Source organism: Streptomyces sp. NPDC059743 (assembly GCF_042732975.1).
Classification (GTDB): Bacteria; Actinomycetota; Actinomycetes; order Streptomycetales; family Streptomycetaceae; genus Streptomyces.
The window spans coordinates 243,047-257,712 of the sequence record NZ_JBHWGS010000005.1 but is presented as its reverse complement, the minus strand read 5'-3'; the positions used below and the strand labels follow the sequence as shown (position 1 = coordinate 257,712).

Below are 14,666 nucleotides of genomic sequence, written 5' to 3'. Positions count from 1 at the left end.
GGCTGGGCACCAGGTAACGGGTACGCACAGGTGACCGCTCAAGGCAGGGACTGCTCGGCCCAGATCACCTTGCCGTCCGCCGTGTAGCGGGTGCCCCAGCGTTCGGTGAACTGGGCCACCAGGAACAGGCCCCGGCCGCCCTCGTCCGTCGCCGCCGCGTAGCGCAGATGCGGTGAGGTGCTGCTGAAGTCGGAGACCTCGCAGATCAGCGTGCGGTCGCGGAGCAGCCGGACGCTGATCGGGCCCAGGGCGTAGCGGATGGCGTTGGTGATCAGTTCGCTGAGGATCAGCTCCGTCGTGTACGCCACCTCGTCCAGGTCCCAGTCCGCGAGCTGCCGGGCCACGTCGGCCCGTACGCGGGAGACCTCCGAGGGATGCGCGGGCACCTGCCACTCGGCGATCCGGTCGGGGCGGAGTACGCGCGTACGGGCCACGATGAGCGCGATGTCATCGCTCTGACGGTCCGGCAGCAGCGCTTCGAGCACCGCCGAGCAGGTCTCCTCCGGATCCCTGTCCGGATGCGACAGCGCCGCGCGCAGCAGGGCGAGCCCGGCGTCGATCTCCCGGTGGCGGTCCTCGATGAGCCCGTCGGTGTACAGCACCAGATGGCTGGCCTCCGGCAGCCGCAGTTCCACCGTCTCGAACGGCAGCCCGCCGAGGCCCAGCGGAGTGCTGGCCGGCAGATCCAGGAACTCCACGTTCCCGTCCGTGTCGACCAGCGCGGGCGGCGGATGGCCGGCGCGGGCCATGGAGCAGAGCATGGTCACCGGATCGTAGATCGCGTACAGACAGGTCGCTCCCGTGACCATCGCACCGCCGCCCGCGAGGCCCTCGTCGTGGTCGATACGGGTGACCAGATCGTCCAGCAGGGAGAGGATCTCGTCGGGCGGCAGATCGAGCGAGGAGAAGTTGTGGACCGCCGTACGCAGCCGGCCCATCGTCGCCGCCGCGAGCAGACCGTGGCCGACGACATCGCCCACCACCAGCGCCACGCGCGCGCCGGGCAGCGGGATGACATCGAACCAGTCGCCGCCGACGCCCGCCTCCGCCGGCAGATACCGGTAGGCGACATCGAGCGCGTTCTGCTCCGGCAGCACCTGAGGGAGCAGACTGCGCTGGAGCGTCTCCGCCATGGTGTGCTCGCGCGTGTAGCGCCGTGCGTTGTCGATGCAGACCGCCGCGTGGTTGGCCAGTTCCTCCGCGAGCGACACGTCCTCGTCCTCGAAGGGCTCGGGCTTCTCCGAGCGCCAGAAGTTGACCATTCCCAGCAGGACTCCTCGCGCCCGCAGCGGCGCGGTGACCAGGGAGTGCACACCGTGTTCGAGGACCCGGCCGGTCACCTCCGGATCCTGGGCCTGCCATCCGGCGGCCAGCCGGAGATCGGGCACCACCGTTCCTCGTCCGCTTCCCAGCGTCCAGGCCTGCGGTGTGCTCGAACGGAACGCGATGTCCGTGCCGAGCTCGTAGAAGGGATGGTCCTCGCGGATACCGACGACGGCCGTACGGTGCACCTCGGAGGCGCTGGTCAGTCCGGCCGGCTCCTCACCGCGCAGGACGGCCTCCGCCAGATCCACCGTGGCGAAGTCGGCGAAGCGCGGCACAGCCACCCGGCCGAGTTCCTCGGCGGTCCTGGTCACATCGAGCGTGGTGCCGATCTCCACGCTCGCGTCGTACAGCAGCTTGAGCCGCTTCCGTGTCGCCTCCGCCCGGCCCGTGAGCACGCGCAGCTCGGTGGAGTCGCGCAGCGTCGCGACACAGCCGGGCGGCCCGCCGTCACGGTCCGTGGAACGGTTGTTGACCACGAGCAGCCGGTCGCCGGTGGCCACCACCTCGTCGCTCGCGACACGTCCTGTGGCCAGCATGTCGGCCACGCCCGGATCCAGACCGAGGTCCGTGACGGCGCGGCCCTCCGGCCGTGGCGGCAGGCCGAGCAGCCGGATCGCCTCGTCGTTGGCGAGTACGAGCCGGCGCTCGCCGTCGACGATGAGCACTCCCTCCCGCACGACGTGCAGGACCGCGTCGTGGTGCTCGTACATGCGCGTCATCTCGATGGGATCCAGCCCATGCGTCTGACGCCGTACCCGACGGCTCACCAGCGCCGTTCCGCCCGTGGCCAGGAGGAGCGAGGCGGCGGTGGCCGACATGACGATCGGGACCTCGCGGGTGGCGAGGCTGTTCACCTTCTCGATGGTGATTCCGGCCGACACCAGGCCGACCACTCTGCCGACGGAGTCCTTGACGGGCGTCACCGCACGCACCGAGGGACCGAGGGTGCCAGGGACGGTCTCGGTGATCGTCCGGCCCTTCAGGGACGGCCCGATGGTGCCGATGAAGTGCTCGCCGATCCGCTCGGGATTCGGATGGGTGAGCCGGACTCCCTTGGTGTTGATGACGACGACGAAGTCGACGTCGGTGGCTTTGCGGACCGCCTCGGCCCGTGGCTGGAGAATCGGGGTCGGGTTGCGCGAGTCCAGAGCCTGCACCATTCCCGGCGAGTTCGCGAAGGACGTGGCGACGGCGAGACAACGGTTGCGCGCCTCATTGGTGGTGTCGTGCCGCGACACCAGAAGGAGCGAGATGACGGAGGCGCCGACGAGCAGCAGCACGATCACCAGTTGCAGGATGAGCACCTGCCCGGCGACGGTACGCATGCTCAGCCACGACTGACCACGCCGCCCCGGCGGCTTCCGCGGGGCCCGGCGCTCGAACTTTCCTCGCCACCCGCCGGTTTCTCGCGGGTCCTCCGGCCGCCGACCCCGTGGGCGCCGGTCGGAGCGGGCAGACAGGACCCGAGCCCAGGATCGACCCGTATGTCGGGCCATGTGCCTATATCTACACCGCCTGTCTTCACAAGGCGAATGGTCAAGGGCACCGGTCCGGCGGGTGCGGCCTGAGCGTCAGCTCAGGCCGCACCTTGGGCCGCCGTCGGTTTTCCACAGGGAAGCGGACGTCAGGCCGGTCCCGTGGCGCCTCCCCGAGTGACGGTGAACCGGGCGTGCAGCTCACGGGTGTGGTCGACTCTCCGTACCGGACCGGTCAGCGTGGCGGCGGCGGTGAGCCGTACATCGGCGCTGGACGCTCCCAGCCGCAGTTCCAGCGCGCCCGGCTCCACGATCCGGCGCCCGTCGCGGCCGGTGAAGGACGCGAGATCGGCCGGTACGGTCACCGCGACCGAGGCCCGCTCGTCCGGCTCCAGCGGAATCCGGGCATAGCCGATCAGCCGCTGGACCGGCTGGACGACCGAGGCGACGGGATCGTGCAGATAGAGCTGGACGACCTCGGTGCCCGCCCGGCCGCCGGTGTTGCGGACGGTGAAGGACAGCTCCAGGGAGCCGTCCGTACCGGCCGTGCCGCTCGCCACCAGGTCCGACCAGTCGAACGAGGTGTACGTCAGACCGTGCCCGAACGCGAACGCCGGAGTGGGATCGATGCTGGAGACCTCGCTGACGCGGGCCAGCGGCGCCGCCAGATACGTGGACGGCTGGGCGCCCGGCAGCCTGGGAACGCTCACCGGGAGCCGGCCCGACGGGCTGATCCGTCCGCTGAGCACTCCGGCGACGGCGGACGTGCCCTCCTGGCCCGGGAAGAAGGCCTGCACGACGGCACCGGCCTCCTCGGCCGCCCGGCCGAGGGCGTACGGCCGCCCGGCCAGCAGCGCCACCACCAGCGGTGTGCCGGTGCCGTCGAGCGCGTCGAGCAGGGCGTCGAGGAGCTGTCCCTGTACGCCGGGCAGCCCGAGGTTCTCGGCGTCGCAGCCCTCTCCGCTCGTACCGCGCCCGAAGAGTCCTGCCCGGTCGCCGAGGGCCACGACGACCACGTCCGCTTCGCGGGCCGCCCGTACCGCCGCCGGGAAACCGGAGGTGTCGGTCGAGTCGATGCCCGCGCCGGGCACGGCGACGATCTCGCTGCCGGGGAACTCTGCGGCGAGGGCCTCCCGGAGCGTGGGCAGCTCGATACCGGCCGGTGTGTCCGGGTGCTGGGCGCCGACATGGACAGGGAAGGAGTAGCAGCCCAGCACGGCCGTGGGAGTCTCGCCCTGCGGCCCGATCAGCGCGATCCGGAAGCTGTCGGACGCGATACGGAGGCTGTCGGACGAGCCGCTCGCCGTACGGGCCTCCGGGACCGGGACCGTGACCGGGACTGTCAGCGGCAGCGTCCCGTCGTTGCGCAGCAGGATCACCGACCGCTCCGCGAGACGGCGCGAGATGTCGCGCCGCGCCGGGGAGTTGAGGTCGACCGTGCCGCGCAGCGGAGCCGCGTCGTCGTACGGCGCGCGCGCGGCCAGGGCAGGAGGCACCGGGCTCCACTCCGGGTCCAGCAGCCCAAGTCCGGCCTTCTGTGTCAGTACGCGCCGCAGCGCGCGGTCGATCAGCTCCTCCAGCTCCTCCGGCACCTCTCCGGCCGCGATCGCCTCCCGTAGCGGCCGGCCGAACGTCTTCACGGTGGGCAGTTCGACATCCACGCCCGCCGTGAGGGCCGCCACGGCCGCGCCGCTCCAGTCGGCGGCCACTCCGTGCAAGGTCTTGAGGAAGGCGATGCCGAAGTAGTCGGCCACCACCGTGCCCTCGAAGCCCCAGGTGTTCCTGAGCAGCCCGGTCAGCAGCTCCTCGTCGGCCGCACCCGGCACGCCGTCGGTGTCGGTGTACGCGTGCATGACGGACCGTACGCCGCTCTCCCGTACGGCCATCTCGAACGGCGGCAGGATCACATCGGCCCGCTCCCTGGCGCCCATGCTCACCGGCGCGAGATTGCGTCCGCCGCGCGAGGCGGAGTAGCCCGCGAAGTGTTTCAGCGTCGCCACGATCCCGGCGGACTCCAGGCCCTGGATATAAGCGGTGGCGACCGTACCGACCAGATACGGATCCTCGCCGATGGTCTCCTCGACCCGGCCCCAGCGGGCGTCGCGTACGACGTCGAGCACGGGTGCCAGCCCTTGGTGCAGGCCCACCGAACGCATGTCGTGGCCGATCGCGCCCGCCATCTCCCGTACCAGCTCCGGGTCGAAGGACGCGCCCCAGGAGAGCGGGACGGGATAGGTGGTGGCGCCCCAGGCGGCGAAGCCGGCCAGACACTCGTCATGGGCCATGGCCGGGATGGAGAAGCGGTTGGCGGCGACGATGCGTTCCTGGGTGCGCATCAGCGACAGCGCGCCCAGCGCGGGATCGACGGGAACCGTGCCGAAGGGCCTGGTCAACTGGCCGAGCCCGTACGGGAGGAGTTCGTCGAGCGAGGGCGGACGGTCCATGTCGTGCTGGTGCGGGGCGACTTCGGCGCCGTCGGCCGAGGCGCCCGCCCACAGGCCGTAGAGCTGTGCGAGCTTCTCCTCCGTCGTCATCGCGGAGATCAGATACGCGACGCGCTCGGCGCGGCGCCGCTCAAGGACGGCGGCTGCGGAGGCGGTTGCTGAGGCGGCTGCGTTGCTGCTTGCGCTGGGATCGGGCGTGCCGGGATCGGGCGTAGCGGGATCGATCACGGTGGGATCGATGGCGTTGGGATCGGCCGCGGAACGGTCGATCGCGGTGTGGTCGGTCACTTTCCTCCCACGCCCATCAGCCCTTGGACCAGGGCACGACGGGCGAACAGGTAGACGAGCAGAACAGGCAGCGTGGACAGGACCACGGCCGCCAGCAGGCCCGGGATGTCGATGCCGTACTGGGTCTGGAAGTTGTAGAGCCCGAGGGTGAGCACCTTCGTCTCCTCCGACTGGGTCAGTACGAGCGGGAAGAGGAAGCCGTTCCAGGCCTGGAGCGCGGAGAACACGACGATGGTTGCCAGTCCGCTCCTGGACAGCGGGACGACGAGCTGGAAGAAGACCCGCCGGGTGCTCGCGCCGTCGAGCGCCATGGCCTCGAAGAGGTCGTCGGTGATGTCGCGCATCGTGCCGGTGAGGATGAGCGCGCAGACCGGCAGCGAGAACGCGGCGGTGGGCAGGATGACGCCGATGAGGTTGTCGTACAGTCCCGCGTTGCTGATGACGTAGAACATCGGGACGATCACGGCCTGCGCCGGGATCGCGAGACCCAGCAGGAAGAGCCGGAAGACCCGCGAGGTGGCACGGCCGCGGTTGCGTACGATCGCGAAGGCCAGCGGCGGTACGAGGAGCAGCACGATCGCCACGACGCTGGCCGTGACGACCATGGTGTTGAGGAAGTAGCGCCCGAAGCCGTTGGAGAAGTCCTCCACATAGTTGGTGAGGGAGAAGGCCTCGGGGAAGGAGAGCGGACCGCCCGCGCTGTACTGCGCGCGGGACTGCACGCTCGCGCCGAGCATCACGTACAGCGGCAGTGCCACCAGACACAGCCACAGCAGCACACCGAGCCCGGCCGCGTAGTTGGGACGATTGCGCCGCCGCCCGGTCGTGGTACGTCGCCCGGTGCCGCGTTGCCCTGTTGCGGTACGGCTCATCACAGACTGTCGGCTCATCACAGACCGTCCTTCGTGCCGGCCATCTTGTCGTAGCCCGAGATCCGCACCACGGCCAGCGAGATGACCGTCGCGACGACGACCAGCAGCAGCGCGATGGCCGCTCCCGCTCCGAAGTCGAAGCCCTTGAAGGCCTTTTGGTACATGTAGTAGGCGGTGATGGTGGTGTCGCTGCCCGGCCCGCCCTGGGTCAGGATCAGCACGGTGTCGAAGGTGGTGAGCCCGCCGACCACCATGAGGATCACCGACGTGATGATGGAGTTGCGGAGCTGCGGCAGCGTGATGTGGAAGAACTGCCGTACGGTCCCGGCTCCGTCGATCGCCGCCGCCTGGTAGAGCACCTCGGGGATCGCCCGGGTCGCGCCCTGGTAGATCAGCGCGTGCAGCGGAGTGAACTGCCAGGCGCTCACCAGTACCAGCACACCGATGGCCCCGGTGCGCGAGCCCAGCAGATTGCCGTCCCCGAAGAGCCAGCGCGCCTCCGCCGGCACACCGAAGTTGGGATCGAGCAGCGCCCGCCAGAGCACGGAGACCGCCGTGGCGGACAGCAGCAGCGGTACGAAGAAGACCGCGGACAGCACGGCCCTGTTGCGCTGGGGCCCGGCGGCCCAGACGCCCAGCAGGATGCTCAGCGGCGTCTGGACCAGTACGCCGAGCCCGGTGAGCAGCACGCTCAGCCAGAGGCTCTTGATCATCACCGGGTCGTGGAACAGCGCGGTCCAGTTGTCGAGACCGGCGAACTCCGGCGAGCCCAGCCCGCTCCAGCTCGTGAAGGAGAGTACGGCGACCAGCACCAGCGGAACGATCGCGAACAGCCCGAAGAACAGGACGGCGGGCAGGGTCCAGCCCAGACCGGGACGGGCGACCGAGCGACCGGGAGAGGTCTTCGGGTCGCCGTCCACGGAGCCTGGGCGAGAGCCTGAGCCGGGACCGGCTCCGGCTCCGGGACCGGTGACAGTGGCGGCGGTCATATGGCGTGTCATCCTCGGACGTCAGACGGTCGTCAGGGCCTGCATGGCCTTGATGAATCCGTCGGCGTCGAACTGCCCGTTGAAGAACTGCTGGACGGCCTGAAGCAGCGGCGTGGCATTGGTCTGGACGTACGCCTGGTCCCAGGAGAGCTGGAACGAGGGCGCCTTGTCGACCAGATCGAACTGGTACTTCAGATACTCCGCGTTCTCCGCCGAGTCCAGGAACTTCCCGGTGTTCGTGGTGGTGGGCAGATTGCCGATGGCCAACTGCGCCTCGACGAAGTCGTCCGAGTACATCAGCTTCAGAAACTTGGCTATGTCGTCGGCGTGTTCGGTCCGCTTCAGCACCGAGTAGAAGTTGTTGGTGTTGCCGACGACAGCCGCCGGATCGCCCTTGCCGCCCGCGACGGTGGGGAAGGAGCTGTAGCCCAGATCGTTCTTCGCGAAGTCGGGACTGGCGTCCTGCTGCGTGGAGAACTCCCACGAGCCCATCAGCTCGAAGCCCGCCTTGCCGCTCGCCAGCAGCGCGGCCGAGCCGCCGTCGGTGAACTTCACCGAGTCGTAGTTGGTGCCGAACGCGCCCGTGTCGACCAGCTCCTTGAGCATGCTCAGCGCCTTCCTGCTGTCGGCGCTCTCCCAGACGGCCTTGTCGCCGGAGAGGGCCTTCTGGAGCAGTCCGGGACCGGCGATGCGGTCGTACAGGTACTCGAACCACATCAGCGTGGGCCACCGGTCGCCGCCGCCGAGCGCGATCGGTGTGACACCGTCCGCCTTCAGCTTCTTCACCGCGTCGAGCAGCTCGTCCCAGGTCTTCGGAGGCTCGGCGACACCGGCGTCCGCGAGCACCTTGCGGTTGTGGAAGAGCAGTACGGGCTGGGTGCCGCGCATGGGGATGCCGTACGCCTTGCCGTCCACCTTGGCGGTGTCGTAGACCGACGGCAGGAAGTTCGACCTGAGCCCGTCGAGGCCCTCCGGGCCCGTGCCCGGGCTCTTCGCGATCAGATCGTCGATGGGCAGCAGAAGATCCGCCTTGACGAAGGGCTGGATGCTGCCGCCGCCCCAGTTGAAGAAGACGTCCGGGGCCTGTGGTGTGTTGATGACGGTCTGGAGCTTCTGCTGGTAGTCGGCTCCGGGAACGGTGTCCAGGACCGCCTTCACCTTCGAGGTCTTGTTGAACTCCGCGACGATCTGCTTCTCCACCTTGTTCGCGGCGTCCCCGTACACCAGTACATGGAACTCCCCGGCGCCGTCGGCCGAACCGCCGCCGCTGCCGCAGGCGGCCAGGCTCAGTCCCAGGACGAGTGCCGCACCGCCGGCGACTGCTTTCGAGAATCTCACGCGTGACGTCCCTGCGCTTGTCTTCATCGATAGACCTCTCGATCTCTCGAAAGTATCGGCCACATTGCCGAAACTATTCTGCCGAGTGACCGTAGGACCCTGTCCCGAGGCGGTCAACAGTGCGGTCACGGCGCGACCAAACCGTTACCGGACGCCGGTGCCCGTCGGTGCCTTATCCTTCGGTCCATGCGTGATGACAGGAGTGCAGGCCGGGTCACCCTGGCCCAGGTGGCTTCGCAAGCCGGGGTTTCGCTTTCGACAGTTTCGAAGGTCCTCAACGGGCGGCCTGATGTCGCGGCTCCGACCAGGGTGAAGGTGGAGGAGTTGCTGGAGGAGCACGGCTACCGGCGCTCCGCGCCCAGCGCTCCCGAGGCGCCGCTCATCGAGATCGTCTTCCACGAGCTGGACAGCACCTGGTCGATGGAGCTGATCAGAGGCGTGCAGAACGTGGCCAAGGAGACCGGTGTGAGTGTGGTGCTCACCGAGACCGGTACGCGCCACTCACCGGGCGCGGAGTGGGTCGAGGGCGTACTGCGGCGCCGTCCGCTCGGCGTGGTCCTGGTTTTTTCCACGCTCCCGGACGATCTCAAGAAGAAGCTGTGGTCCCGGGCCATCCCGTTCGTCATCATCGATCCGGCCGGCGATCCGGAGCCCGATGTGCCCTCCGTGGGATCGGCCAACTGGGCGGGCGGGCTGGCCGCCACCCGTCATCTCACCGAGCTGGGCCACCGCAGGATCGCTGTCATCACCGGGCCCGAGGACATGATGTGCTCGCTCGCCCGGCTGGACGGCTTCCGTTCGGCGATGAGCATGGCCGGTCTCGATGTCGATCCGGAGCTGGTGCGCTTCGGCGACTTCCACGTCGAGTCGGGTCGTACGCACGCGATGGAGCTGCTTCAGGCCGGCGACCGGCCGACCGCGGTCTTCGCGGGCAGCGACCTCCAGGCGCTCGGGGTGCTGGAGGCGGCGCGGGTGCTGGGACTGCGGATCCCGGCGGATCTGTCGGTGGTCGGATACGACGACATCCCGCTCGCCCAGTGGTCGAGCCCGGCGCTCACCACCGTGCACCAGCCGCTGGTGGCGATGGCCGAGGAGGCCTCGCGGATGCTGCTGCGGCTGCGGAAGTCCGACCAGGCGGACGCCCGTATCGAGTTCGGCACCAGGCTGGTGGTACGGGACAGTACGGCGCGGCTGACTCCGGGCCCGTCCGACAATTGAGGACGGTGGCGGTGGCGGTGGCGGCGGCCCGGGCCGTTGTCGTACCCATCGGTCACACTGGAGGCATGTGCCGCAGTATCAAGACTCTCCGTCCGCCCGTACTCCCCGAAGAGGCCACCGAGGAGGACATCCGGGCCGCCGCGCTCCAGTACGTACGCAAGGTCTCCGGCTTCCGCGCGCCCGCGGCGCACAACCGCGAGGTTTTCGACCGGGCCGTGGACGAGATAGCCGAGGCGACCGCGAGGCTGCTCCGGGATATCGAGGTACGGGGTGCGAGTGCGGGGGCGAAGCCGGACGCGGGTGCGAACCAGGGCGCGAGTGGGCCTGCGTCGGCCGCGACGGCTCGTACCGCCTGACGACGTCCTGACGCCAGCTCGTCGGCTCGTCAGGTCTAGCTCGTACGGTTCGGGCTCAGGCGGCCGGAGCCGTGGCCGGGACCGGCTCCGGGCGGCGGATGACATACGCCGCCAGCGAGCCCGCCGCGAACAGCGCCAGGACGGACACGGCCGTGCCGACCCAACTCGCGCCGAGCCACTGGCCGCCGAAGTAGCCGAGGCCCGTGCTGTAGCCCGTCCATGCCACGCCCGCCAGCGCCGACCAGGGCAGGAACTCCATCACCTTGCGATGGGCCGCGCCCGCGCCGATCGAGACGATCGAGCGTCCCGCCGGAGCGAACCGCGCGATGACGACGAGGACTCCGCCGCCACGGCTGAGCGCGCCACCGAGACGTTCCTGTGCGTTGGTCAGCCGGCGTGAGCGCGCGATGGCCCGGCCGAGCCGGCCGCCGCGTCTGGCCAGCCGGAAGGCGAAGAGATCGCCCAGTACGGAGGCGCCGGCCGCACACGCCATCAGTATCAGCAGCGAGGGCACCTCGCGCGGCACTTGGGCCACCTTGTCGGCCGCGACGGCGACCGTGGTCGAACCGGCGCCCGCGGCTGCGGCCGTGGCGGCCGTGATCATGAGCACGCCGCTGGGCAGCACCGGCAGAAACACGTCGAGCAGTACGGAGACACCCACCACCGCGTAGATCCACGGGCTGCCGGTCAGCGACCCCAGACTCTCCAGCACCTTCTCGACTCTCCCCGCCCGGTCCCGTGACAGTGCCGCGGTCGCAGGGAAGCGGCAGGGGCGGCTGCCGTCGTACAGCGTACGCCTGTGCGGTACGACGAGATCGTCCGGGGCGGGTGATGCCGGCGGCCGCGATGCCGGCGGCCGGACCCCGGACCTCGGTGAAGGTCCGGACGCCCGGCGGCGCGTACGGATCGCGCGTACGGATCAGGCGGCCACCGCCGTACGTTGCTCCTGCCTGGCCTCCTCGCTGTCGCTGTGCGAGCCACGGGAGCCGCGCGAGGGGAACAGCCGGTCCAGCGAGAGCGCTCCGGGACCGGTGAAGACGATCAGAAGGAACGCCCAGCAGAACATCGCGGCGGGCTCGCCGTTGTTCTGCATCGGGAAGAGCCCTTCGGGCTGGTGCACATTGAAGTACGCGTACGCCATGGAGCCCGAGGAGATCAGTGCCGCTATCCGGGTGCCCAGGCCCAGCAGCACCAGTACGCCGCCGACGAGCTGGATGACGGCGGCGAACCAGCCGGGCCAGGTGCCCGCCTCGACCGTCTCCTTCTCGAAGAGGCCGAAGAGCGAGGCCGCTCCGTGGCAGGCGAAGAGAAGCCCGACGACGATACGGAACAGCCCGATGGCGTAGGGCTGAGCATGGTTCAGACGTGTGTACATGGGGGGTTGTACTCCTTCGATCGATTGGTCTGGACCGATGAGAAGCTCCCCTCACGTTAGGCAGGCCTAATCGATGCTTGCAAGTTCAACATTCAGCCGAGGATCATTTCGCGCCGCGTGTTCCGCTTCGCCGGCGGGCGGTGTGCGCAAGGTGGCACGTGCCACCGAGTCGGTGTCCGAGAGCATCACCGAGTCGACGCCCGGCCGCGCTCCCGCCGCGGTCACCCAGTGAACGCCTTCCGTGGGCACGCCGAGGGCGAACCTCCTGGGATGGAATTCGCCCTGGCGGTCTATGAGGTGGTACGGGCGGCGTGTTACATCCAGGCCGCCGGTTTCGTAACCACCGACGCGGTGCGGCCGGCACTGGCCGGTCTTCAGAAGCCGTGAGAGCAAGGGATCGCAGCTCCGCCGGAGGTCCGGTTCCGGCAGCCGCGCCTCCACGAGGGTCGTGGCGAGGACGGCCGAGCCGGGCACGTCGGGCGACTCGGCGAGGAACGCGCCGTCCGCTGTTCTGACGGTCGTCCGCGGCCCGATCACATCGAGCACTCCGGCCTCGACCAGCGCGGCCATCTCCTCGATACGGCGGCGCGGCGGACCGATGGAGAGGAACGCGTTCAACGGCGTGTACCAGCGGTCGAGATGGTCGCGCCGGGAGCGGCCGGTGAGTCCGGCGTGGTCCACGATCTGCCGTATCTCGTTGCGCAGATCGCGCAGTACGTCCAGGGCTGACTTGACCGGGCCCGTGAGATTGCCGAGCGCCGCCTCCGCCGCGTCCCGCCGCAGCCGGTGCAGCAGCCAGGCGCGGTGGTCCGCCGGATCGCGGAAGGTCTCACCGTCGTACGGGCGCGAGATCCGGTCCCAGGACCAGCGGTCGGCCGGAGCGATCCCGGCCGCGTCCAGGACGGCGGATTCCTGCGGGCTGCCGTGGGGCGTCGCGAGGAAGCGGTCGAGGAAGTCCTCGCGGGTGCGGGTGGTTCGAGTCGTTGCTTTGGCAGTGGCCTGGGCGTGGGTGTGGGCGCGGGTGGTGGTGGCGGTGGTGGTCTGAGTGCGGGTGTCGGTGTCGGCGGCAGGCGGGCGGTTGAGCAGGGTGGTGGCGTAGAAGACCGCCTCCACCTCCTTGGCGACCAGCGGCCATATCTCCGCGCGGAAGTCCGGCGGATCGCCCTCGTCCGCGCGCTTGCGGAAGACCGCGATCACATCCGGCGTCAGGACCAGCGGCAGATGCCGTCCGGACGGCCCTTTCGCGTTGTCGCCGCGCGCCTGGTACGGGACTCCGCGCCGCGAGCCCGCGTACAACTGCGGCTCGCGCCCGGACGGGTGGTATACGAGAACGCCGTCGGCTCCCCGGGCGAAAATGCCACCGCGGCCGGCCGTCAGGAGCGCCATGTGGTCGAAGAAGTTGAGACCGAGGCCGCGCAGCAGAACCGGTTCGCCCGGAGCGACTCCCGAGAGATCGACATCCGCGGGGTTCGCGGGCGGCAGATAGCGGAGCCGATGGCGCTCGGCGTACTGCGCGAGCGTCGCCTCGGTCTGGCCGGAAACCACCGGCAGATGGCCCTGGGCGAGAACGACGGCAGAGAGGCCGGAAATCGTCGTGCCATTGTCGAGAGTGAGCGTCTGGGCGGGCCGCTGGGGAGCGAACGACCGGGATGCAGTGGACGAACCGGGCGTTGTCGGCGATGTGATCGCGCCATCTTCGACACCGTCGTCCAGCCGGATCGCACGGGCCCGGTGGACCTCGACGGTCACATTCTCCGGCGCGTTCTCCACCGTCGTACGGAACGCCCACTCCAGATAGCGGCCGTAGGCGGCACGGCTCGGATAGTCGTCGGGGCCGAGCCGTTCCTCCGGGCGGGCCGCGGCCCACTCGTACAGACTCGGGCCCGGACGTATCGGGCCCTCGCACTCGACGCTCTCGTCGGTGAACACGGTCACCTGAGAGGCCACGGTGTTCATGAGCAGTTCGGCCGACTGATCGGTACGCCAGACAAGTCCCGCGCCGGGTGGCGCGGGATCGATCAGATGGACGGTCAGCGGGATGTCCGGAGCCAGTTCCGGCACGGACGCACAGAGTCTTTCGAGGACCGAGGTGCCGCGGGGACCGGCGCCGACGACGGCGAATGAGCGGGGCTTGGGGGGCCGTACATCGGACAAAACTGTGACTCCCGGGGCATGTGGGGTACGGGAAGCGGATGGTCCGCATCATCATGCCGTTGGTCCACCGACAGCCGAACCCTTGGGCCAAGGATCACGCCTTGTGTGAATGATCACGAAGGGCCCGCCGGGAGCGGTGGTGCCGACGGTGGCGCCCCGGGGTGCCACTGCGTAAGCGCGACCGAACGGCGATGCGGGGCCGGGGACTTGAGCTTGCCGAACCACGGCCCGCCCGTCTTGTTGAGTCGTACGTCGGAACCTTTTGCTCCAAGTGCCTTATTTCCAGTTGCCGTTCGGCGAGGATCGATAAATATCCGGTCCGGTTGCGACGGAAGGATCTGTGGCGCATCTTGTCTCTTGGATCGCTCAGGCCGCCTGCAGAAGGGACAATGCGATGGATCCTGATATCCACACCAGGGCCGCAATCGAGGAACACTGGCAGGCATCGGAACGCGGTGATACCGAAGCCGAGCACGCCATCTACGCTGAGGACGCGATCCTCGACTACCCCCAGTCAGGTGAACGATTCCGGGGCCGTGCGACGATTTCGGCGCAACGTGGCGGACACCCTGCCAGTCGGCACTTCACCGTCCACCGGATCGTTGGCGGCGGGGATCTGTGGGTGAGCGAGTGCGTCATCACGTACGACGGGGTGCCCACCTACTCGGTGAGCATGATGGAATTCGCCCACGGGCATGTGGCACACGAGACGCAGTACTTCGCGGACACCTTCGGCGCGCCTGAATGGCGGACAGCCCTCGCGGAGCCGATGCCGGGCAGGAGTATCGCCAGGGCGCCATGAACCGGTTGCCGAACCTGGGTCCGTCTTGT

Annotated in this window: 11 protein-coding genes; 3 read left to right on the top strand and 8 right to left on the bottom strand. The window is 69.3% G+C overall.

Annotation, left to right across the window (positions count from 1 at the left end):
* Positions 1-38: 38 nt before the first annotated feature.
* The 5 genes from ACFV6H_RS11665 to ACFV6H_RS11645 all read right to left on the bottom strand — a co-directional run bounded on the left by ACFV6H_RS11665 (position 39) and on the right by ACFV6H_RS11645 (position 8,759).
* Positions 39-2,651, bottom strand: coding sequence for a SpoIIE family protein phosphatase (locus ACFV6H_RS11665; RefSeq protein ID WP_385540781.1), 2,613 nt, complete (start codon positions 2,649-2,651; stop codon positions 39-41).
* 299 nt (positions 2,652-2,950) lie between these two features.
* On the bottom strand, positions 2,951-5,335 hold the full coding sequence (locus ACFV6H_RS11660; protein WP_385541043.1) for a beta-glucosidase: 2,385 nt from the start codon (positions 5,333-5,335) through the stop codon (positions 2,951-2,953).
* Positions 5,336-5,529: 194 nt separating this feature from the next.
* Positions 5,530-6,405, bottom strand: coding sequence for a carbohydrate ABC transporter permease (locus ACFV6H_RS11655; protein ID WP_385541041.1), 876 nt, complete (start codon positions 6,403-6,405; stop codon positions 5,530-5,532).
* Between the two features lie 17 nt (positions 6,406-6,422).
* Positions 6,423-7,394 carry a carbohydrate ABC transporter permease gene (locus ACFV6H_RS11650; protein WP_385540779.1) on the bottom strand — a complete coding sequence of 324 codons (972 nt, stop codon included), beginning with the start codon at positions 7,392-7,394 and terminating at the stop codon, positions 6,423-6,425.
* 21 nt (positions 7,395-7,415) lie between these two features.
* Positions 7,416-8,759, bottom strand: coding sequence for an ABC transporter substrate-binding protein (locus ACFV6H_RS11645; RefSeq protein WP_385540777.1), 1,344 nt, complete (start codon positions 8,757-8,759; stop codon positions 7,416-7,418).
* A gap of 159 nt (positions 8,760-8,918) precedes the next feature.
* Here ACFV6H_RS11645 and ACFV6H_RS11640 point away from each other — a divergent pair, with 159 nt between their 5' ends.
* Positions 8,919-9,950, top strand: coding sequence for a LacI family DNA-binding transcriptional regulator (locus ACFV6H_RS11640; protein ID WP_385540775.1), 1,032 nt, complete (start codon positions 8,919-8,921; stop codon positions 9,948-9,950).
* Between the two features lie 65 nt (positions 9,951-10,015).
* Positions 10,016-10,306, top strand: coding sequence for a DUF2277 domain-containing protein (locus ACFV6H_RS11635; protein ID WP_385540773.1), 291 nt, complete (start codon positions 10,016-10,018; stop codon positions 10,304-10,306).
* A 55-nt stretch (positions 10,307-10,361) separates the two neighbouring features.
* Here ACFV6H_RS11635 and ACFV6H_RS11630 read toward each other — a convergent pair whose 3' ends face one another.
* From ACFV6H_RS11630 to ACFV6H_RS11620, 3 genes are all read right to left on the bottom strand, one after another.
* Complete coding sequence (locus tag ACFV6H_RS11630; protein WP_093591992.1) at positions 10,362-11,018, bottom strand: DedA family protein; 657 nt, start codon at positions 11,016-11,018, stop codon at positions 10,362-10,364.
* A gap of 207 nt (positions 11,019-11,225) precedes the next feature.
* Positions 11,226-11,681 (bottom strand): DoxX family protein, encoded by a 456-nt coding sequence (locus ACFV6H_RS11625; protein ID WP_385540771.1) that lies wholly within the window; start codon positions 11,679-11,681, stop codon positions 11,226-11,228.
* Positions 11,682-11,747: 66 nt separating this feature from the next.
* Positions 11,748-13,835, bottom strand: a complete 2,088-nt coding sequence (locus ACFV6H_RS11620; protein ID WP_385540769.1) for an FAD/NAD(P)-binding protein — start codon at positions 13,833-13,835, stop codon at positions 11,748-11,750.
* A gap of 394 nt (positions 13,836-14,229) precedes the next feature.
* Between ACFV6H_RS11620 and ACFV6H_RS11615 the strand changes: the two genes are divergently transcribed.
* On the top strand, positions 14,230-14,637 hold the full coding sequence (locus tag ACFV6H_RS11615; protein WP_385540767.1) for a nuclear transport factor 2 family protein: 408 nt from the start codon (positions 14,230-14,232) through the stop codon (positions 14,635-14,637).
* Positions 14,638-14,666 lie beyond the last annotated feature (29 nt).